Annotated in this window: 19 protein-coding genes; 11 read left to right on the forward strand and 8 right to left on the reverse strand. The window is 38.9% G+C overall.

Annotated features, from left to right (window positions below):
- Positions 1-11: 11 nt before the first annotated feature.
- The gene (locus RFX69_RS00405; RefSeq protein ID WP_000070856.1) at positions 12-1,370 is read right to left on the reverse strand and encodes a uracil-xanthine permease family protein; all 1,359 of its coding nucleotides are present in this window, start codon (positions 1,368-1,370) and stop codon (positions 12-14) included.
- A 178-nt stretch (positions 1,371-1,548) separates the two neighbouring features.
- Between RFX69_RS00405 and typA the strand changes: the two genes are divergently transcribed.
- The 3 genes from typA to RFX69_RS00420 all read left to right on the forward strand — a co-directional run bounded on the left by typA (position 1,549) and on the right by RFX69_RS00420 (position 4,566).
- Entirely contained in the window at positions 1,549-3,384 is a 1,836-nt protein-coding gene (gene typA / locus RFX69_RS00410) for a translational GTPase TypA (RefSeq protein WP_001280092.1), read from the forward strand.
- A gap of 254 nt (positions 3,385-3,638) precedes the next feature.
- Entirely contained in the window at positions 3,639-4,070 is a 432-nt protein-coding gene (mscL, locus tag RFX69_RS00415; protein WP_000022555.1) for a large conductance mechanosensitive channel protein MscL, read from the forward strand.
- Between the two features lie 142 nt (positions 4,071-4,212).
- Entirely contained in the window at positions 4,213-4,566 is a 354-nt protein-coding gene (locus RFX69_RS00420; protein WP_270900941.1) for a gamma-glutamylcyclotransferase family protein, read from the forward strand.
- A gap of 10 nt (positions 4,567-4,576) precedes the next feature.
- Here RFX69_RS00420 and RFX69_RS00425 read toward each other — a convergent pair whose 3' ends face one another.
- Positions 4,577-4,867 carry a peptidylprolyl isomerase gene (locus RFX69_RS00425; RefSeq protein ID WP_001192454.1) on the reverse strand — a complete coding sequence of 97 codons (291 nt, stop codon included), beginning with the start codon at positions 4,865-4,867 and terminating at the stop codon, positions 4,577-4,579.
- A gap of 19 nt (positions 4,868-4,886) precedes the next feature.
- Complete coding sequence (mutM, locus tag RFX69_RS00430) at positions 4,887-5,711, reverse strand: bifunctional DNA-formamidopyrimidine glycosylase/DNA-(apurinic or apyrimidinic site) lyase (RefSeq protein ID WP_289332902.1); 825 nt, start codon at positions 5,709-5,711, stop codon at positions 4,887-4,889.
- Between the two features lie 75 nt (positions 5,712-5,786).
- On the opposite strand from mutM, the gene RFX69_RS00435 reads away from it, so the two are divergent.
- The 4 genes from RFX69_RS00435 to RFX69_RS00450 all read left to right on the forward strand — a co-directional run bounded on the left by RFX69_RS00435 (position 5,787) and on the right by RFX69_RS00450 (position 10,723).
- The gene (locus RFX69_RS00435) at positions 5,787-6,353 is read left to right on the forward strand and encodes a DNA-3-methyladenine glycosylase (protein WP_001280163.1); all 567 of its coding nucleotides are present in this window, start codon (positions 5,787-5,789) and stop codon (positions 6,351-6,353) included.
- A gap of 132 nt (positions 6,354-6,485) precedes the next feature.
- The gene (locus RFX69_RS00440) at positions 6,486-8,615 is read left to right on the forward strand and encodes a TonB-dependent receptor (protein WP_289332903.1); all 2,130 of its coding nucleotides are present in this window, start codon (positions 6,486-6,488) and stop codon (positions 8,613-8,615) included.
- A 9-nt stretch (positions 8,616-8,624) separates the two neighbouring features.
- Positions 8,625-9,734 (forward strand): NADH:flavin oxidoreductase/NADH oxidase, encoded by a 1,110-nt coding sequence (locus RFX69_RS00445; RefSeq protein WP_001096154.1) that lies wholly within the window; start codon positions 8,625-8,627, stop codon positions 9,732-9,734.
- Between the two features lie 65 nt (positions 9,735-9,799).
- Complete coding sequence (locus RFX69_RS00450; protein WP_109426750.1) at positions 9,800-10,723, forward strand: AEC family transporter; 924 nt, start codon at positions 9,800-9,802, stop codon at positions 10,721-10,723.
- 33 nt (positions 10,724-10,756) lie between these two features.
- Here RFX69_RS00450 and RFX69_RS00455 read toward each other — a convergent pair whose 3' ends face one another.
- The 3 genes from RFX69_RS00455 to RFX69_RS00465 form a co-directional block, all read right to left on the reverse strand.
- A complete protein-coding gene (locus tag RFX69_RS00455; RefSeq protein ID WP_000734697.1) occupies positions 10,757-11,581 on the reverse strand; it encodes a tetratricopeptide repeat protein in 825 nt (274 codons plus the stop codon).
- A 182-nt stretch (positions 11,582-11,763) separates the two neighbouring features.
- Entirely contained in the window at positions 11,764-12,474 is a 711-nt protein-coding gene (locus RFX69_RS00460) for a DsbC family protein (RefSeq protein ID WP_000850476.1), read from the reverse strand.
- A gap of 145 nt (positions 12,475-12,619) precedes the next feature.
- The gene (locus RFX69_RS00465) at positions 12,620-13,342 is read right to left on the reverse strand and encodes a folate-binding protein YgfZ (protein ID WP_031988254.1); all 723 of its coding nucleotides are present in this window, start codon (positions 13,340-13,342) and stop codon (positions 12,620-12,622) included.
- Positions 13,343-13,558: 216 nt separating this feature from the next.
- Here RFX69_RS00465 and RFX69_RS00470 point away from each other — a divergent pair, with 216 nt between their 5' ends.
- From RFX69_RS00470 to RFX69_RS00485, 4 genes are all read left to right on the forward strand, one after another.
- Positions 13,559-14,008, forward strand: coding sequence for an SRPBCC family protein (locus tag RFX69_RS00470; RefSeq protein WP_289332904.1), 450 nt, complete (start codon positions 13,559-13,561; stop codon positions 14,006-14,008).
- Positions 14,009-14,150: 142 nt separating this feature from the next.
- A complete protein-coding gene (locus RFX69_RS00475) occupies positions 14,151-14,507 on the forward strand; it encodes a DUF488 domain-containing protein (protein WP_002124284.1) in 357 nt (118 codons plus the stop codon).
- A 90-nt stretch (positions 14,508-14,597) separates the two neighbouring features.
- A complete protein-coding gene (locus RFX69_RS00480; RefSeq protein ID WP_000056785.1) occupies positions 14,598-14,942 on the forward strand; it encodes a zinc ribbon domain-containing protein YjdM in 345 nt (114 codons plus the stop codon).
- Positions 14,943-15,153: 211 nt separating this feature from the next.
- Positions 15,154-15,495, forward strand: a complete 342-nt coding sequence (locus tag RFX69_RS00485) for a YegP family protein (RefSeq protein WP_000929502.1) — start codon at positions 15,154-15,156, stop codon at positions 15,493-15,495.
- A gap of 55 nt (positions 15,496-15,550) precedes the next feature.
- Here RFX69_RS00485 and RFX69_RS00490 read toward each other — a convergent pair whose 3' ends face one another.
- Positions 15,551-17,266, reverse strand: a complete 1,716-nt coding sequence (locus tag RFX69_RS00490) for a proline--tRNA ligase (RefSeq protein WP_001202766.1) — start codon at positions 17,264-17,266, stop codon at positions 15,551-15,553.
- A 58-nt stretch (positions 17,267-17,324) separates the two neighbouring features.
- Entirely contained in the window at positions 17,325-20,423 is a 3,099-nt protein-coding gene (locus RFX69_RS00495) for an efflux RND transporter permease subunit (protein ID WP_289332905.1), read from the reverse strand.
- Positions 20,424-20,437 lie beyond the last annotated feature (14 nt).

The raw sequence follows: 20,437 nt of genomic DNA on the forward strand, positions 1-20,437 counted from the left end.
ATTAAAATTGGTTATTTATGTGTTTCTGGGAGTACAACATTTAAAATTAATGCTGCAATACCACCTGTTGCTACGCCGGAACTAAAAATATTTTTAAATAATTCTGGCAGATGCTCCAAAATTTGTGGCACTTGAGCAACACCCAAACCTAATGCAAGTGAAATCGCAATAATTAAAAGGGCACGGCGATCTAAATGAATTGATGAAAGTATATTAATACCTGAGGCAGCAACGGCGCCGAACATTACCATGACTGCTCCACCTAATACGGCTTGTGGAACAGCTTGTATTACACCAGCTACAGCAGGGAATAGACCTAATAAAATGAGTAAAGCAGCAATCCAGATTCCTACATAACGACTTGCTACGCCAGTTAATTGGATAACACCATTATTTTGGGCAAACACGGAGCTTGGGAAAGTATTGAATAGGCCAGCAAGTAGTGAATTTGCACCATTTACTAACACACCACCCTTAATACGTTGCATCCACTGAGGACCATCTACAGGTTGGTTTGATAGTTTACTGGTTGCCGTTACGTCACCAATTGCTTCTAAAGACGTAACCAAATAAATAAATGCCATTGGAATAAATAAGCCCCATGAGAAGCTTAAGCCAAAATGCATCGGTGTCGGAATTTGAATCACGGGCGCATCTTTTAGACCAGAGAAGTCTAGATATCCCATAAAGCCGGCAAGAATGTAGCCAATCACTAAAGCAATTAAAATAGCTGAACTTTTAATCCAGACAATACGAATACGGTTTAGGACAATAATAATAGCAAGAACCGTACATGACATTATAAGGTTATCAGCACTGGCAAAAGTATGGTCCTGCATGGCTTGATAACCACCGCCCATACTAATCAAACCTTCTTTAATGAGCGTTAGACCAATCAGGAGTACCACAATACCTGTCACAAGGGGAGTAATTAGCTTTTTTACCCATGGGAGAATTTGTGATACGCCCATTTCAATAAATGAACCTGCAATCACAACACCAAAAATAGCAGCCATAACTTGATTGACTGGTGTACCTGCAGCAACCATTGCACTGCCAATACCGATAATCGGGCCAATAAAGTTAAAACTTGTACCTTGAACAATAAGTAAGCCTGCACCAAACGGACCAACTTTTTTACATTGTAAGAAAGTCGCGATTCCTGAAATGACCAAAGACATTGATAAAATCATGTTGGTTTCATTTCGTGGAACGCCTAATGCTAAGCAAATTAGAAGTCCGGGAGTAACAATCGGGACAATAATTGCAAGCAAATGTTGAAAGGCTGCCAAAAAAGCCACGAACGGTTTTGGCCGGTCATCTAGCCCATAAACGAGGTCAAGACGGTCTTGTGATGGTTGATTGGACATGGGAGTAAATACGCCGCAATTTCGCAAATTGGCGCTATTCTAATCGAGATACCTATCTTTACAAAACGAAATACAGACTATTGGAAAATTTTTTTGTCAATGTCAATAAACTGTCACTACTCAAGAGTAGTGTTTTTCTGTATAATTTGCCCTCAAATTTTAGGCGTTTCGAATTTTCATGTCAGATATCAAAAATCTCCGTAATATCGCAATTATTGCGCACGTCGACCACGGGAAAACCACACTTGTCGATAAACTACTTCAGCAATCAGGTGCTCTCGGTGACCGAGCAGGCGAGATTGAGCGTGTCATGGACTCGAATGCGCTTGAAAGTGAACGTGGTATTACCATCTTAGCGAAAAACACCGCTATTACTTGGTTAGACAAACGTACAGATACAACTTATCGTATCAACATCGTGGATACCCCGGGACACGCCGACTTCGGTGGTGAAGTAGAACGTGTAATGTCGATGGTTGACTGCGTACTACTTCTTGTTGACTCACAAGAAGGCCCAATGCCACAAACTCGCTTTGTGACTCAAAAAGCCTTTGCCCGTGGTTTAAAACCAATCGTGATTATCAACAAAGTTGACAAGCCAAGTGCGCGTCCAGACTGGGTAATCGATCAAGTATTTGATTTGTTTGATAACCTTGGCGCAACTGATGAGCAACTTGATTTCCCAATCGTTTATGCATCAGGTTTACGTGGTGTAGCGGGTCCTGCTCCTGAAGAGCTTGCAGAAGACATGACTCCGTTGTTCGAAACGATTGTAGACATCGTTGAGCCACCAGCTGTTGATGTTGATGGTCCATTCCAAATGCAGATTTCATCACTTGACTATAACAGCTTCGTAGGTGTTATCGGTGTTGGTCGTATTCAACGTGGTTCTGTAAAACTAAATACTCCTGTTACTGTAATTGACAAAGAAGGCAATACACGTAATGGTCGTATCTTAAAAATCATGGGTTACCATGGTTTAGAGCGTATTGATGTTGATTCTGCATCTGCGGGCGATATCGTATGTATTACTGGTATTGATGCACTTAACATTTCTGACACGATTTGTGATCCGAAAAATGTTGAAGCATTACCACCTTTATCTGTAGATGAACCTACAGTGTCTATGACTTTCCAAGTAAACAACTCTCCGTTTGCTGGTAAAGAAGGTAAATTCGTAACTTCACGTAATATTCGTGAGCGTCTTGACCGCGAATTAATTCACAACGTAGCTTTACGTGTTGAAGATACTGACAGTCCAGACCGTTTCAAAGTATCTGGCCGTGGTGAACTTCACCTTTCAGTTTTAATTGAAAACATGCGTCGTGAAGGCTTCGAATTAGGTGTATCACGTCCGCAAGTAATCATTAAAGAAATTGATGGTGAAAAACAAGAACCTTACGAAAACGTAACGTTTGACGTTGAAGAGCAGCACCAAGGCGCTGTAATGGAACAAATGGGTCACCGTAAAGGCGAAATGACCAATATGGAAGTTGACGGTAAAGGCCGTATCCGTATTGAAGCAACTGTTCCTTCACGTGGTTTAATTGGTTTCCGTTCTGAATTCTTAACCATGACCTCTGGTACTGGTATTATGACTTCAAGCTTCTCTCACTATGGTCCTCTTAAACAAGGTACTGTTGCGAAGCGTCAAAACGGTGTGTTGATTTCTATGGTTCAAGGTACATGCTTGGGCTATGCATTATTCAGCTTACAAGACCGCGGTCGTTTATTCGCTAAGCCACAGTTAGAAGTTTACGAAGGTATGATCGTAGGTATTAACTCTCGTTCAGACGATATGGTTGTAAACCCAACTAAAGCGAAACAGTTAACTAACGTTCGTGCGTCTGGTACTGATGATGCCTTAACTTTAACACCTGCAATTGAATTCACGCTTGAACAAGCTCTTGAATTTATTGAAGATGACGAGTTAGTAGAAGTTACTCCAAAATCAATTCGTATCCGTAAGCGTTACTTGACTGAAAACGAACGTAAACGTAACCGTGATAAATAATTTTTCTTAAATGAAAAAGAAAAACCGCTAAATTCGTTTAGCGGTTTTTTATTGCTTACTGGTAAAGCTGAAAGTAACCTTAAAGTCATATTTTTCTTGTAAGCAAATATGTTGTTAAAGTGTGAAATAGCTTTCTTTTTTTGAAAAAAATATTAAATTATCAATATCATGGCGAGTACTATCTAGACGGATAAGAGGCCAGTGAAAAAGAAAAATATGATGTGTTCCTCCCCCCTACATCTGGAGATGTTTAGATGAGTATTATTCAAGAATTTAAAGAATTTGCCATTAAAGGCAATATGATGGATTTGGCCATTGGTGTAATTATTGGTGGTGCTTTTGGCAAAATCGTAGACTCGTTAGTAAAAGATATCATCATGCCGCTTATCACTGTAATTACTGGTGGTGGTGTTGATTTCTCTCAGAAATTTATCGTGTTAGGTGCAAACCCTAATAACTTACAATCTCTAGATGCCTTACAAAAAGCAGGGATCAATGTATTAACTTATGGTAACTTCCTGACCATTTTAATTAACTTCCTGATTTTGGCTTGGGTTGTGTTCTTAATGGTGAAATTATTAAACAAACTTCGCCGTGATAAGAATGAGCCAGAAGCTCCAGCTGCAACTCCAGAAGATATCCAATTATTACGTGAAATTCGTGATGAGTTGAAAAAACAAGCTTAATAAAAAGAATTTGAGTATAAAAAACGGTACCTAGAGTACCGTTTTTTATTACATAGCATTTTATACTGGACTAGAGATATTGATAAACTTACTAAATCACAGTTAAGTTTAGCTAAGCAGATAGAACAAGGAACATAAATTAATGAATCAGCTTTTTGTATATGGAACTTTATGCCCTAATAAAGCAAATGCTCATATTTTAGAGCAGATTGGTGGTAACTGGACAAAAGCGAGTGTACGAGGAGTGATTCATATTTTAGATTGGGGACCAGACAAAGGTTTAAAGGCCTTAGAGTTAGATCCAGAAGCAGATTGGGTAGAAGGCTATTTGTTTAGCACAGAAAAGTTAGCAGAAAACTGGCAAATGTTAGATGATTTTGAAGGCTTTCAATACCAACGCGTGACCGCAGATATAAAATTAGAATCGGGTGAGTATGTTGAAGCCTGGACATATCAAATCAATATGCAGGCTAAAGCTTCTCACAATTACAAGTAAAATGCTGAAATCAACGTAAGCCAGTCATTCTGAATTTAACTTCTAAGAGATGATAGCCAAACTGGCTTTTGATTGGACCTTGTAACACACGTTCAGCAGCTGTAAAAACTACTTTGTCAATGACAGGCACCAATTGCCCTTTTTTGACTTCACCAAGTTCACCACCACGTTTTGCCGAATTACAGGTGGAGTATTGTTTGGCAAGTTTGGCAAAGTCAGCACCACTTTGTAGCTTCTTTTTCAGCTGCTCAGCTAAGTCTTTATCTTTGACTAAAATATGTCGGACAATTGCTGTTTGCATGTTGTCTTCCTCCAAAAAATTAAGGCTTTCTCAGCTTTTTAAGCGGTTGGCACTGTGGGCAAAATACGCTGGCACGCTGACCGAGTTTTAAGTTTTCTAATGTGGTTTCACAGTTAACACACATTTCTCCGGCACGACCATAAGCGAGTAAAGTCTGTTGAAAATAACCATTTTCACCCATGGCATTGCTGTAGTCTCGTAAAGTCGAGCCGCCTAAATCAATTGCTGACTTTAAAATTCGCTTAATCTCAACAACCAGTTTCTCAATCTGTTGCATGGTTAAATCACCAGCAGGCTGTGCTGGATGAATGCCAACATTAAACAAGCTTTCAGTTGCATAGATATTGCCAGCACCAACCACTACATGATTATCCATGAGTGCAATTTTTATGCCGACAGATTTATTCTTGAGTTTAGAAGCTAAATATTCTGCATGAAAGTCAGTACTTAAAGGCTCTGGCCCTAAAGTGTCAATGAGCTTTCCTTGAGTTTCAGGGTTAAGCCAAAGAATACAGCCAAAACGACGTGGGTCATGGTAACGTAACTGCTGATCTTCAAATTGAATAATGAGATGATCGTGTTTTCTCAATTCATCGTTTGGTTGACACAAGCGAAAACTACCTGACATTCCTAAATGCCAGAGCATTTGATCTTGTTCAAACTCTGCCAAAATATATTTTGAACGTCGATTTAACCCAATGAGACATTGCCCAACAAGTTTCTGAACATCATCGGGGATAGGCCAACGTAAGCTCGGATTGCGTACTTCAACACTTAGAACTTTTTGATTCAATAAGGGAAATAAACTGGTTTTGGTGGTTTCGACTTCGGGTAACTCAGGCATGCCAACTCGCAGAATTAACAGATATACTGGATTAATCAAGTATAACGTGTGGTATGTAATATTTCAGAGAATACTATGTCAGATATTTTACCATTAAGCTGGTTTCAACGAGAAACTTCGGAAGTAGCATATGATTTAATCGGCTGCGTATTATGTAAGCGACAGCCTGATGGACAAGTTATCCGCTGTACAATTAGTGAAACAGAAGCTTATTTGGGCGTTCGCGATAAAGCCTGCCATAGCTACAATGACAAACGTACCGCACGAACAGAGGTGATGTATCGCCATGGTGGTACCATTTATGTCTATTTAATTTATGGCATGTATGAAATGCTCAACATTATTACTCAAACAGAAGGTGTACCTGAAGGAGTGATGATTCGATCAGCATTTTTAAATAGTGCTTCAACTAAAAAAGAATATAAGCTTTTGGCTGGACCCGGCAAACTGACACGTTATTTGGGCATTGATCGGACCTTAAAGGGCCAGACTTTAGGTGAAGAATCTGGACTATGGATTGAAGCAGCCACTACACAGCCAGAAGTGGTTTTAACGCCACGTATTGGAATTGATTATGCCGAAGAAGCAAAAGACTGGCCTGAACGGTATTGCTGGAAAGATCATCCATCATTAAGTCGATAATTCTCATTTGGCAAACAAATTTATATGGCAAAACGAGCGTTCCAGATTTACAACAATGTAGACCGAATTCTATATCCAGACAAGACACTGCTTTTTGTTATCATAACTACAATATAAATAAAGGAAATAAGCATGTCCTTATTACGCTTAGACCGACTTCATTACTGTATTTTGATGAGTATGGGCTGTATTTCTAGCCCACTTGTTTGGGCAGAAGACTTAAATTCAGACGTTGCCAAATTACCAACTTTACATGTGGAAGCGACACGTACTGACACCGGTTATTTACAAACACCAGCTTCGGTTTTCCGAATCGAGGTACCTCAAGTGGATAGTTCTTCACAAGTAAATTTAACTGAAGTTGTGAAGGGCATACCGAGTTTACAGATTCGTAACCGTGAAAATTATGCGCAAGATCTACAGCTATCTATGCGTGGTTTTGGTGCACGTTCTACGTTTGGTGTCCGTGGTATTCGTCTTTATGTGGATGGTATCCCTGCAACAATGCCAGATGGGCAGGGCCAAACATCTAATATCGACTTAAGCAGTCTTGATCATGTTGAAGTTCTAACAGGACCTTTTTCTTCACTTTATGGAAATTCATCAGGCGGGACTATTTTAACTTCTACTAAAGAAGGGCAAGGGAAAGACTCAATTGAGCTGAGTTATTCGGGTGGTAGCCATGATAAAAGCCGAGTAGGACTTGTGCTACAAGGTGGGGCAAAAGGGGCAAATGAACCAAGTTATATTATTAGCTCATCATACTTTGATACCGACGGTTACCGCGAACATAGCGGTGCAGAAAAAGTGTTAAATAATGCAAAGCTCAGCTGGAATCTTGATGATGGTAGTAAAATCAACTGGGTAACCAACTATGTAAAAATCCACGCCGATGATCCGCAGGGTCTAACGCATGATCAGTGGAATGCAAATCCAAAGCAACAAGTTCCATTTTTAAAGCAATTTAATGTTCGTAAAGATATTGAACAAACCCAAACGGGCGTGACATGGTCTAAGCCGATTAATGACAAAAATGAACTCTATGCCATGGCATATTTAGGCAATCGTCAAGTCACACAATATCAATCTATTCCTAAGTCCACCCAAGATGCGAGCATAAACCATGCCGGTGGAGTCATTGATTTTGAACGTAATTATTATGGCGCTGATTTCCGTTGGACGGGTAAAGAGTTACTTCCAAATACCACGCTAAGTGTCGGTGTTGCACTTGATGCAATGGATGAAGATCGTAAAGGTTTTGAAAACTTTAATTTAGTAAATGGTCAACCTTCTTATGGTGTCAAAGGTAATTTACGTCGTGATGAAGACAATACTTTATGGAATATCGATCCATATTTACAAGCTTCATGGCAGTTCTTACCTACATGGCGTTTAGACACGGGTGTTCGCTATAGCAATGTCCACTACAAATCTGAAGATAACTATTTAAGTAATGGTGATGATAGTGGTAAGACGGATTACGATAAAGTTTTACCGTCGGTCACTTTAAGTTGGCAAATTTTACCTGAACTCATGGCCTATGTAAGTTATGCCAAAGGTTTTGAAACACCAACTTTTACTGAAATGGCATATCGACCTGATGGTCAAAGTGGTTTTAATTTTGATTTAACAGCTTCAACAAGTGATACCTATGAAACAGGTTTAAAGTCACAAAACCAACTAGGTGATTTTACTTTGGCAGTTTTCCAGACTAAAACCAAAGATGACATTGTTTCGGCCGGTAACTCAAATGGCCGATCAACGTTCCGTAATGCAGATAAAACCTTACGTGAAGGCGTAGAATTTGCATGGAATAAAAAGTTATGGCGAGACTTAACAGCTACCGCAAGCTACTCGTATTTAGATGCAACCTTTGATGCTGACATTCCAGCATTAGGAAATATTGCTCAGATTTCCTCAGGAAATGCCATACCGGGTATTGCCAAAAACCAAGCTTATGCCTCTTTGGCATGGCAGCCATCGCACGGTCTATATGGTGGTGTAGATGTACAGTATATGGACAAAGTATACGTGAATGATACCAACAGTGACGCAGCACCGAGCTACAGTGTAACCTCAGCAAATGTTGGTTATGCATGGGTAATGGGCGATTGGAAAGTCAATAGCTTTGCTCGTGTAGATAACCTCTTTGATAAAAAATATGTAGGTTCAGTGATTGTAAATGACGGTAATAGCCGCTATTTCGAACCTGCTGATGGACGTAACTGGAGTGCAGGTTTACGTGTAATTAAACAATTCTAGGAATTAAAAATGGCAAAATTATTTGAAACGGTTAATTTCGATTCACTACAACTGGTCAATAGAATTGTAATTGCCCCAATGTGCCAATATTCGGCAACAGATGAAGGCGAAATTACCTATTGGCATGAACAGCAATGGGCAAATTACGCGTTGTCTGGAGCTGGGCTATGTATTGTGGAAGCTACAGCTGTACAGGCGGAAGGCCGAATTAGTTATGCAGATCTTGGCCTTTGGAATGATCAGCAACGTGACCAGATCAAAACTTTATTGGGAAAAGTTAAAACACTTTCTCCTATGCCATTTGGAATTCAGTTAGCTCATGCTGGACGTAAGGCATCTACTGAAAAGCCTTGGTTAGGTAAAGGCCAAATTGCAAAAGATCAGCCACATGGTTGGCAAACAGTTGCTCCAAGTACAAGTACTTTTTCGGTTCACGATGCAGCGCCACATGCTTTAACCATTGCCGAGATTAAACAAATTCAACAAGACTTTGCAGCTGCGGCAAAACGTGCAGTTGAAGCGGGCTTTGAGCTAATTGAGGTACATGCTGCTCATGGTTACTTGCTACACCAATTCTTATCGCCAATTGCCAATCAACGTACTGACGAATATGGTGGCTCTTTAGAAAACCGTATGCGTATGACGCTTGAGGTTCTTCAGGCAATTAAACTTGCTGTTCCCGAAGGTTATCCGGTAGGGGTACGTTTATCTGCAACAGATTGGATGGATGGCAATGAGCAGTGGGATATTGAGTCTACGGTTGGTTTATCAAAAGCCTTAGAGCAGTTAGGCGCGGCCTATATTCATGTCTCTAGTGGCGGTTTACATGAGCATCAAAATATTACTATTGGAGCAGGTTACCAAGTTCCTTTCGCGGAACAGGTTAAAAAACATGTAGCTATTCCTGTGATTGCGGTAGGGCTTATTACTGACCCACAGCATGCTGAACAAATTTTAGAAAACCAGCAAGCTGATGCCATTGGTCTTGCGCGTGCAATGTTATATGACCCACGTTGGCCATGGCATGCTGCTGCTACATTGGGTGCAAAAGTCAAAATTGCTCCTCAATATTTGCGTTGCCAACCACATGGCTTAAAACAGCTTTTTGATTCTTTTTAGTTTTTAATATTCGGGCAAATTAAGATTTGCCCGTTTTTCTTTTGAAATGAGTGAGGAAGTAGTCTGTGGTTTTTCAGGTAATTTTACCAATTTTGATTTTATTATTGATGGGGTACTGTAGTGTCCTCATTAAACTGGTAACACCTGAACAAATTAAGGCTCTGAGTGCATTTGTTATTAAAATTTCTTTACCTGCTTTTTTAATCCAATCTTTAGCCAATAAAAACTTACAAGATATTTGGCACCCAGCTTATTTTATTGCTTATGGTGGCGGCTCTTTAATCTTGTTTTTTTTGGCTTTTATCCTTTACCGCAAGTATTTTAAAAATAGCCTAACACATAGTGCAGTCATATCGATGGGCGCTTCTATGTCAAATACAGGTTTTATGGGTACAGCGATTCTAACCATGCTAATGGGGAGTCATGCTGCAATCTATATATCTTTAACCTTAATTATCGAAAATTTATTAATAGTTGCTTTAATGCTTATTTTGGCAGAAGCGGGTTTGCATCAACAGCAACGGCTTTTGCCTTTACTGAAAAAAACATTCATTAATTTACTTAAAAACCCTGTAATTATTGCAATTTTAGTTGGGATGAGCTGCATTTTGCTAGATATTCATCTGCCTTCAAAACTTGGACAAGCCTTAGAACTTTTAGGAAGAACAGCTTCTCCTCTAGCATTATTTGCTATTGGTGGCAGCTTGGTTGGTATTGGTATTACCGCCCTGAATTTTCAAAGTATATTGTTGGCTGGATTTAATGTCATCCTTATGCCTGTTGTGATTTTTGGGCTGTTCCTTTTACTGCCAAACGTGAGCCAAGAGATGTTATATGCTGGCACTTTACTTGCTGCGCTGCCAATGCCGATCGCTTTTGGTATTTTTGGGCAAGCCTACGGTTTAAATGAAAGAGCATTAACCCCCTTAATGATTAGTACCATTATTGGCTTTATGGGGGTGAGTGGGCTTATTGCTTTGTGGTGGTAAAAGAAAAGCCCCATGTGGGGCATTGTCTCTTTACTATTTTTTAGGAGCTGGCTGCGTAGGAGCGGCGGCAGCTTGTTTATTCTTCTCAGCAATAATTTTTTCGACCGAAGCTAAAGATTCTCTAGCATTAGGAACATTTTGCTTAGCAAGCTCAGTAAAGATCTGTTTTGCTTGAGGCAAGTTCTGAGGAATGATATTGCCATTTGCCATCATGGTTGCTAAAGCCATAGATGCAGGCGCATAACCCTTTTGGGCAATTGTTTGTAAAGCTTCAATGCCTTGGCGTTTCATTAAAGGATTTTTATTTTCAACCCCTTGGCTAATATCATAAAGCGCTTTGACCTGAATAGCAGGGTAGTTTCCTTTTCTAATCAAAGGCGCTAGCTTTTGTAAAGCAATTTGGTGAGATTGAGGTTTTTTCTGCGCAAATAAAATGGTCGCTATTTTGACAGTTGCATCATCAGAACCTTGAGCTGCTGCCTTTTGAATATATTGACTGAATTTGTTGCTATCTTTGGCAACACCTAATTCACCAGTCTCATAAATTTGTGCAAGCGTGTAACTCGCTTGAGCATAACCTTTATTTGAGGCATCTTCATAATATTTTAGAGCTTTGGCATTATCTTTGGCAGTGCCTTGGCCCATTTGTGTCATATAGCCTAAGTTATAGATGGCTTGAGCATTTCCTGTTTGTGCAAGACGTTGGACTTCTTGAAAAGCAGCAGGATAATTTTTTGCTGCGTATAGCTGCTCAGCCTGTTTAAATACATCGTTTTTAGCTGCAGATGTCGTAGTGTCTGCTGCAAAGATTGATGAACTTGAAATGGCAATTAGACTGGCGATAAGTAATTTCTTCATTTCTTTTTAACCTTTTACTTTGTAGCTACCTCATTCCATCGATGTATTAGCTCAATTCAATTTCTCATCATAAATATTGATGGGCGAAAGTAAACAGCCGATTTGTATATAAAACGATGTCTATAAAGCAAACTGTGGAGAAAAATAATACGCCACTCTACTTAAGAGAATGGCGTATTGGATTATTTTACTGACTGTAATAATGCTTCAATCTGTTTTGCATCACTTGGTACGCCAGAGATTCTTTGACCATCTTGTAAGAACAGAGTTGGTGTGCCATCTATATTTAATTTCTGGCCTAAAGCAATATTTTTCTGAATTGGACTTGTACAGCTTTTGCCAGCTGCTGGCAATTTACGGTTAAGCATATAATTTGTCCAAGCTTCTGAAGGGTTTTTAGAGCACCAGATTTGATTAGAAACCTTTTCAGCATTTGGATGTAAGCTGGTCAGCGGATATAAGAATACATATACCGTTACGTTATCCACCCCAACCATATTTTGTTCTAGACGCTGACAGTAAGGGCAATCAGGGTCACTGAAAATATAAAGAGTACGCTCTCCTTTACCTTTGACGTATTTAATTGCCTGATTTAATGGGAGACTTTTAACATCAATTTTACCCAATTCGGCAATTCGCTCTTCTGTCATATTTTTTTGTTGTTTGATATCAACTAAATTGCCTACAAAAAAGTATTTTGCATCTTGATTGGTATAAACAATACGGCCACTTGTATAGACTTCATAAATTCCAGCGACAGGTGACTGATAGACACCTTTTACAGGGAGGTCTGGATAATTTGTCTTCAGATTTTGTTCAAGTGTTTTAACATCAGCATGAGCAGAACCGAAAAAAGCCAAACTCAACATGAGTGTAGCAAGTTTAGTTTTCATATTTTTTCTCTTAGATTACAACATGGATTATGATGGCATAGAAAACTTAAAAAATTGATGTCCTAATTTAATGAATTCATTAGAATTTTGTATCTATAGAAAAGCCCGTAGATTTATCCACGGGCTTTTAATTTATTAAATATAATTATTGTGGTCTAGCAACATCACCACTTAAAGCTTCTGGTAAATCTAAAACTTGAAGCCCTAACTCTTGAAGGGCGGCAGGTTTCGCAACAACTAAGGCAATATAACCCTCAGTAGTTTGGGTACTATTAACCACTTCTACATCATTGTGCAGTTGAGTTGCTGGAGCTGGTGCATCACCTGTACCTTGAACTAAATGCAACCAGTGTTTGGGTTTTGCTTTAAACCAAAGGCGCGCCACAATTTCTTGACCTAAGTAACAGCCTTTATCGTAATTGACGCCTTCGCGTTGATGTAAACGTAATTCTTGTGGCTGAAACTCATGTTCAGTCGCTTGAGCAATCCATGCTTGACCTGTCATGATGGCTTGTTTTTGCCATTCGGAAATATCAGTTTCTGTAGAGCTGAACTCAGTATGGCCATTCACAACTTTTGGGAATACAGCACCTTGTTCACTTAAGGTCATTTTTGAAAAAGCACCATATTTTTTAATGTGCTTCGCGAATTCTTCAGCTTGATCTTGAGTGACAATAATGTCAAAACTTTCTGCATTATTCTTTTTTAGCCACAAGCCAAAATGGATGCGGCCTTTAAGATCACAAATGGCTGTATAGCGTGTTTCATTTTCAGCTAAACGTTCAGTATCTACAGTCACTTGGCCTTGTAAAAACTTTTGTGCATCTACACCGTTTAATGCATATGAGGAGAAAGCGAGCAGACTCATGATTAATCTCAAATTCAATATGTTTCTTTATGATTGCTGACTATTTTGCTCCATTTTTACTAAAAAATCAGCCATAGTTTTCGTAATTTACTTTTGTATAAAACAATAGGTTTAGGTCAAAAAAACACCAAAAATATACGTTAAAAGAAATTCTAAGGTTTAAGCTATTCAACATAATTTTTATAACTTAAATGGACTTAAAATAAGGAGAAGACAATGGCAACAGGTACAGTAAAATTACATCGAGTGTTTAAGGCACCAGCTGAACGAGTTTATCGTGCTTTTCTTGACCCAGATGCTTTAGTTAAATGGATGGCACCTCACGGTTTTACCGCGAAGGTTCATAGTTTTGATGCAAAAGTAGGGGGCTCATACAAAATGAGCTTTACCAATTTCTCAACCGGGTCAACGCATTCATTTGGGGGAACTTATGTTGAACTGGTTCCCAATGAATTAATTCGTTATAACGACCAATTTGACGACGCAAATTTACCAGGCACAATGCAGGTCACCATTACATTAAAAACAGTATTGGTCGGCACAGAAATACACATTACCCAAGAAGGAATACCTGAAGTTATTCCTGTGGAAGCATGCTATTTAGGCTGGCAAGAGCCTTTATCTTTATTGAAGTTGTTAGTAGAAGCCGACATTCCAGATCAATAATTGTCTTTTTAAATTGAGATTTAAATAAAAAGTGAGTAGAAAAACTACTCATTTTTTTATTTTTAAACACTATCAAAAATGAACAAAATATTGAATGATCATATGAAGCTCAATGAGTTAAGACTTCTTGTGAGATAAAGATATGAACATACAAATTAAAAGAATTTATGAGGATGTAAGCGGTGATGATGGAAAGCGAATTTTGGTTGACCGACTATGGAGTCGAGGGATTAGCAAAGAAAATGCTCATTTAGATTTATGGTTAAAAGAAATAGCTCCTTCAACTGAACTTCGTAAGTGGTTTCATGCAGAGTCCGCAGAACATTGGGATGAGTTCAAACAACGTTATTTAAAAGAACTAGAAACCAACCCCGCAGTTAAAGAGTTATTAGAAATCGTTTCACATCATAAAGTCACACTTTTATATTCGGCTAAAGATGTGGAACATAACCATGCGATTATTTTAAAAGAATATTTATTAGAAAAGAGCAAAAGTTAAATATATAAATTTTTTTTTGGTAAAAGTCTTTTATTTAAAACTTTAAAAAATGAGTCATATCTCGCATAATATACTTTTTGAGATTTTTTTATGTCTTTGCCAAACTGTCCAAAATGCCAATCAGAATATACATATCAAGACGGCGATTTATTAATTTGTCCAGAATGCTCACACGAGTGGAAAGAAGGGGAAGCTTTAGTAACTGAAGAGCAAGAAGTGATTAAAGATGCTAATGGAAACGTTTTGGCGGATGGCGATAGCGTTACTGTAATTAAAGATTTAAAAATTAAAGGTTCTTCTTCAGTTGTTAAAGTCGGAACAAAAGTAAAAAGTATTCGTTTAGTTCCAGACGCAAGTGATGGTCACAATATTGACTGTAAAATTGATGGTATTGGTCAGATGAAGTTAAAATCTGAATTTGTAAAAAAAGCTTAATTTGTTAATTTTAATTACATTTTGGTAGAGATTGCAGGCGTGATCTCTACCTTTTTACATTTCAACATCCTTATAATTTTATTACGATAATGTATAAAAAGTAGACTATCCAAAGCTTAATAGCTCATTTATATTGTCATTAAGAAGAATTAACTTTCGTCCAGAATAATAACGAAAGTCATACCCACACCAACAAAAAAACGAGGTTCATATGGCAGGATGGTACGAAATTACACAAGCGAATGATGGACAATATCGCTTTGTACTTAAGGCTGGTAATGGCGAAATTATTTTAAATAGTGAGCTATATAAAGCAAAAGCATCAGCAGTCAATGGTATTGAGTCAGTTCAAAAAAATAGTAGTGACGATGCGCGATATGATCGTTTAACTGCAAAAAATGGGAAACCTTACTTCAATTTAAAAGCTGCAAATCATCAAATTATTGGTTCGAGCCAGTTCTATGCCAGTGAAGCTTCACGAGATAAAGGTATTGAATCGGTTAAAAACAATGGATCTTCCACAACCATTAAAGACTTAACAGTTCAGGCGTAAAATTAAATTTAAAAAAAAGCAGCTTCTAAAAGCTGCTTTTTTATTTATGTATTTATTAACGCGCTAATTTAGCTAAAAGTTCTTCTTTAGTTAAATTGCTCGCTTCAGCATCACGGCGACCTTTATATTCAAAAGTACCCGCATCAAGTCCTTTTTCACCAATCACAATACGGTGTGGAATACCCATTAATTCAAGGTCAGAGAATTTAACGCCCGGACGTTCGTTACGGTCATCAAGTAATACGTCAAAGCCTTGGGCTTGAAGTTCTGCATAAAGCGCTTCTGCTGCTTCAAGAGTACGTGGTGATTTGTGTGCATTCATTGGAACAATTGCGATTTCAAAAGGAGCAATCGCTTGTGGCCAAATAATCCCTTTGTCATCGTAGTTTTGTTCAATTGCAGCTGCAACTACACGTGTCACACCAATACCATAACAGCCCATTGTTACTGTAAATGGTTTGCCATCTTCACCGAGAACTTTACATCCTAAAGCTTCAGAGTATTTAGTACCAAGTTGGAAAATATGGCCCACTTCAATACCGCGTTTAATTTGTAGTGTACCTTTACCATCTGGAGATGGGTCACCTTCAACCACATTACGCAAATCGAAAACTTCAGTAATCTGTGCATCACGTTCCCAGTTTACGCCTACAGCATGTTTGTCTGCCTCATTTGCACCAGCAACGAAGTCAGAAAGAACAGATGCAGCACGGTCAACAATTACAGTGATACCTTTTTCAACTAAACCTTGTGGACCAGTGAAGCCAGCAGTTAAGCCAAATGTTTGAAGTTGTTCTTCTGTGGCAAACGCAAGAGGAGCGGCCACTAAAGGATGCTTCTCGGCTTTAATTTCATTAAGTTCGTGGTCACCACGTAAGAATAGGGCAACGACAGGTACATTGCCTTTCTCATCAGCAACGCCTTGAACCAATAATGCTTTTACAGATTGTTTAGGATCAGCATTTAAGAACTGGCAAACATCAGCAATTGTTTTTTGATTTGGTGTTTCAACCAATTTAAATTCTTGTGTAGGCGCTGCACGCTCACCCACTAAAACAGCTTCAGCCATTTCAACGTTTGCTGCATAATCAGACTCAGTTGAAAATGCAATGTCATCTTCACCACTTGCAGCTAATACGTGGAATTCATGTGAAGCTGAACCACCAATTGAACCTGTATCTGCTTGTACTGGGCGGAAATCTAAACCTAAACGAGTGAAAATACGGCTATAGGTGTCATACATCACATCATAAGTTTCTTGTAATGATTCTTGAGTTGCATGGAAAGAATAAGCATCTTTCATGATGAACTCGCGTGAACGCATTACACCAAAACGTGGGCGGATCTCATCACGGAATTTGGTTTGAATTTGATAGAAATTTACAGGAAGCTGTTTATAACTTTTTAGCTCGTTACGTGCTAAATCGGTAATCACTTCTTCATGTGTAGGACCAAGCACAAACGGATTGTCGTGACGATCTTTGAAGCGTAATAATTCAGGACCATATTGTTCATAACGACCCGATTCTTCCCACAAGCTTGCGGGTTGCGTTACGGGCATGAACACTTCCATAGCACCTGAACGGTTCATTTCTTCACGAACAATGGCATCAACTTTTTTAAGCACACGTGTTCCCATCGGCAGCCATGTATATAAACCAGATGCCAATTTACGAATCATCCCCGCACGTAACATGAGCTGATGTGAAATCACTTCAGCATCGTTTGGGGTTTCTCTCAACGTTGCAAATAAAAAGCGGCTTGCGCGCATGGAAAAAGTCCTAAAAGTTAAGCGTTATAAAAACGCGGATTATACGATAGTCGCTGCATTATGACATGAATCGTTGGGTTTGACGCAGCATAAAGTTTTTCAAGTCATCCAGATAAGTGAAAATGACGGGGACAACCACAAGAGTTAATAAGGTAGAGGTAATAACGCCACCAATTACAGCATGAGCCATTGGTGCACTTTGTTCACCACCTTCACCTAGACCTAGAGCTAATGGAACCATACCCATTACCATCGCACTTGTTGTCATCAAGATTGGGCGTAAACGGGTTTTGCCTGCTTGTAAAATAGCATCATAACGACTTATCCCATCTTCCATCGCTTTTTTAATAAAGTCGATAAGCAAAATCGCGTTTTTGGTTACCAGCCCCATCAGCATAATAATGCCAATAATTGAAAATAGATTTAGGGTACTCCTAAATAAGAATAAGGCCAGGAAGACACCAATCAGGGACAATGGTAAAGATGCCATAATCGCAGCAGGGTGAATAAAACTATTAAACTGAGAACCCAACACAATATAAATAAATACAATCGAAAGGGTAATTGCCGTTAACGCATAACCCGCAGATTCAGCCATATCGGCATTTGCCCCTTGAGTATCAAAGGTATAACCAGCTGGCAATTTGAATGCTTTTTGCATTTTATCGATATCTTGACCGATATCCCCACTTGGACGTCCTGAAGTGTTTGCTTCAATTAAAACTTCACGTTCAAGGTCACGTCGGTTAATTTGCGAAGCTCCAAGTTTTTCTTGGGTTGTGGCTACGGCGCTTAATGGAACTAAAATATTTTGTCCATTTGCATTGGTTTTATTCGAGTTGAGATATAGGTTCTGAACATCTTGGGGAAGCACACGTTTATTTTCATTTAAACGGATATTCACATCATAAGTTTCGCCGTCACGATCTTCCCATGTTGTGACATTGTCACCTGCAATGAGTGGTCGAATCGCATTCGCAATTTGAGAAACAGATAAACCTAAATCACTGGCCAGTACACGGTTAATATGTACACCTAAAGTCGGTTTAGGTTCTTTTAAAGAGCTTTCTAAATCGACCACACCATCAATTTTTTCCATTTCAGCCATGAAACGATCCGAGATTTTTTGTAGTTCATTTAGATCAGATCCTTTAATAGAAATCATGATTGGCTTTTGACCACCAGACACTGAGTCTTGAGCAGCAGCGACTGAAGTCACTCGGATGCCAGCTACACTTTGTAAACGATCACGGAATTCATTGTTGAGTGTTGTCAGGTCTGCACTACGTTCTTGTTTTGGTTTTAGGGTGACTCCTAAACCTGCATGGTTTTTACCGGAGTCGACTTCACTGTTAACCACTCCATAAGTAGAAACGACATCAGGGAATTGCCTAATAATCTGATCAACCTGATGTAATTTTGCTTGGGTATATTCTAAAGAAGAATCAACAGGGGTTTCGAACTGAATACGAATTTCACCTTTATCTGGTGTAGGTACAAATTCGGTTCCGATCATTTTTGATAAGCCTAATGCCACAACCAATGAAACAATTGCAATAATGACTGTGATGAAACGAAAGCGTAAGGCAAGCTTTAAAAGCTTTTCATAGATGTGCGTTAGGCCATCTAATAGATTAGAAATATAGTTAAAGAAACGTTGCAGTCGACTTTCTTTTTTCTTTATAGGATCTTTCCAGTGTGCGGAAAGCATTGGGTCGAGTGTAAAGCTGATGAACATGGAAATAAGAACAGCTGTACTTACAGTTACCCCAAATTGGTAGAAGAAACGCCCAATTAAGCCTCCCATAAATGCAACTGGTAAAAATACCGCCACAATGGTGAGTGTGGTTGCAAGTACTGCTAACCCAATTTCTTTAGTACCGTCTAAAGCCGCGGTGACATGGTCTTTGCCGAGCTCTGTATGTCTGACAATGTTTTCCCGAACCACAATCGCATCATCAATTAATAGACCAATACTCAGTGACAGGGCCAACAGTGTCATCATGTTAATGCTAAACCCAAATGCCCAGATGAATGTTAATGTGCCAAGTAGGGTAATCGGTAAGGTTAAACCTGTAATAACAGTAGATCGGAAGGAGCCCAAAAAGAGTAATACAATTAAAACCGCTAAGACCGCTCCTTCAATAATGGTGCGAACAACGTCTTTAATTGAAGCACGAATACCTTTAGAGCTGTCAGCGACGACTTTATAATTCAAACCCGCAGGCATTTGAGCTTTTAGCTTCTCTAAAGTTTGATAAGTCTTATCAACAACCTGAATTACATTGGCATCGGAACTTTTTAAAATATCGACAGAAACCGCTGTTCTTCCATTATAAAAAGCACTTGATTGCAGTTCTGCTTGAGTATCTTCAACGGTTGCTACTTGTTTTAGAAAAATAGGGGAACCATTTTTATTAGCAATAACTAAATCACCAAATCCAAGAGGATGGATGACTTTTGATTGAATCTGAACAACCAGTTCAGAATTCTTTTGTTGTAAGGTTCCTGCAGGTACTTCTATATTTTCATTTTTTAGCGTGTTAATGACCTGATCAATACCTATACCATAGCTTTGTAATTGTTCAGGATGAACCTTAATCCGAGTTTGACGTTTAGCATCACCTAGTAAATTGACATTACCCACACCAGAAACAGTTTTAAGCTGAGGCACAATTTTTTTGTCTACATAGGAGCTTAATTGAGCCAAGCTCATGCTGTTCGATTCAAACACGACTGACATAATGGGGCTAGATGATGGATCGTAGCGTTGTACAATCGGCGTATCTATTTCATCGCGGAATTGGGCAATAACTGGAGCAATTTTGTCGCGAACATCTTGTGCTGCAATTGCCGAAGACGTATCAAGATTAAACTCTGCAATCACCATCGAAAGCCCTTCACTTGAGCGTGAAGTAATTTGTTTAATACCCGAAATGGTATTGATTTGATCTTCGAGTTTTTTGGTAATGTCCGATTCAACTGCTTCAGGTGAAGCACCCGCATATTGCGTAGTGACAACTACGAATGGGAAATCAATATTTGGAAACTCTTCAACGTTCATACGTTTCCAAGATGCTAACCCGAGTACCATTAGACTGAGCATCATCATGATGGTAAAAACGGGGTACTTCACACTAATTCGGGTAAACCACATAAGCTATTTGCTAC

Source organism: Acinetobacter sp. 148 (assembly GCF_031196675.1).
Taxonomy (GTDB): domain Bacteria; phylum Pseudomonadota; class Gammaproteobacteria; order Pseudomonadales; family Moraxellaceae; genus Acinetobacter; species Acinetobacter baumannii.

What these genes read in the sequence shown, in the direction of transcription:
- RFX69_RS00405 (WP_000070856.1), bottom strand. Translation starts at nt 1,370, where the DNA reads ATGTCCAATCAACCATCACAAGACCGTCTTGACCTCGTTTATGGGCTA.
- typA (WP_001280092.1), top strand. Translation starts at nt 1,549, where the DNA reads ATGTCAGATATCAAAAATCTCCGTAATATCGCAATTATTGCGCACGTC.
- mscL (WP_000022555.1), top strand. Translation starts at nt 3,639, where the DNA reads ATGAGTATTATTCAAGAATTTAAAGAATTTGCCATTAAAGGCAATATG.
- RFX69_RS00420 (WP_270900941.1), top strand. Translation starts at nt 4,213, where the DNA reads ATGAATCAGCTTTTTGTATATGGAACTTTATGCCCTAATAAAGCAAAT.
- RFX69_RS00425 (WP_001192454.1), bottom strand. Translation starts at nt 4,867, where the DNA reads ATGCAAACAGCAATTGTCCGACATATTTTAGTCAAAGATAAAGACTTA.
- mutM (WP_289332902.1), bottom strand. Translation starts at nt 5,711, where the DNA reads ATGCCTGAGTTACCCGAAGTCGAAACCACCAAAACCAGTTTATTTCCC.
- RFX69_RS00435 (WP_001280163.1), top strand. Translation starts at nt 5,787, where the DNA reads ATGTCAGATATTTTACCATTAAGCTGGTTTCAACGAGAAACTTCGGAA.
- RFX69_RS00440 (WP_289332903.1), top strand. Translation starts at nt 6,486, where the DNA reads ATGTCCTTATTACGCTTAGACCGACTTCATTACTGTATTTTGATGAGT.
- RFX69_RS00445 (WP_001096154.1), top strand. Translation starts at nt 8,625, where the DNA reads ATGGCAAAATTATTTGAAACGGTTAATTTCGATTCACTACAACTGGTC.
- RFX69_RS00455 (WP_000734697.1), bottom strand. Translation starts at nt 11,581, where the DNA reads ATGAAGAAATTACTTATCGCCAGTCTAATTGCCATTTCAAGTTCATCA.
- RFX69_RS00460 (WP_000850476.1), bottom strand. Translation starts at nt 12,474, where the DNA reads ATGAAAACTAAACTTGCTACACTCATGTTGAGTTTGGCTTTTTTCGGT.
- RFX69_RS00465 (WP_031988254.1), bottom strand. Translation starts at nt 13,342, where the DNA reads ATGAGTCTGCTCGCTTTCTCCTCATATGCATTAAACGGTGTAGATGCA.
- RFX69_RS00470 (WP_289332904.1), top strand. Translation starts at nt 13,559, where the DNA reads ATGGCAACAGGTACAGTAAAATTACATCGAGTGTTTAAGGCACCAGCT.
- RFX69_RS00475 (WP_002124284.1), top strand. Translation starts at nt 14,151, where the DNA reads ATGAACATACAAATTAAAAGAATTTATGAGGATGTAAGCGGTGATGAT.
- RFX69_RS00480 (WP_000056785.1), top strand. Translation starts at nt 14,598, where the DNA reads ATGTCTTTGCCAAACTGTCCAAAATGCCAATCAGAATATACATATCAA.
- RFX69_RS00485 (WP_000929502.1), top strand. Translation starts at nt 15,154, where the DNA reads ATGGCAGGATGGTACGAAATTACACAAGCGAATGATGGACAATATCGC.
- RFX69_RS00490 (WP_001202766.1), bottom strand. Translation starts at nt 17,266, where the DNA reads ATGCGCGCAAGCCGCTTTTTATTTGCAACGTTGAGAGAAACCCCAAAC.
- RFX69_RS00495 (WP_289332905.1), bottom strand. Translation starts at nt 20,423, where the DNA reads ATGTGGTTTACCCGAATTAGTGTGAAGTACCCCGTTTTTACCATCATG.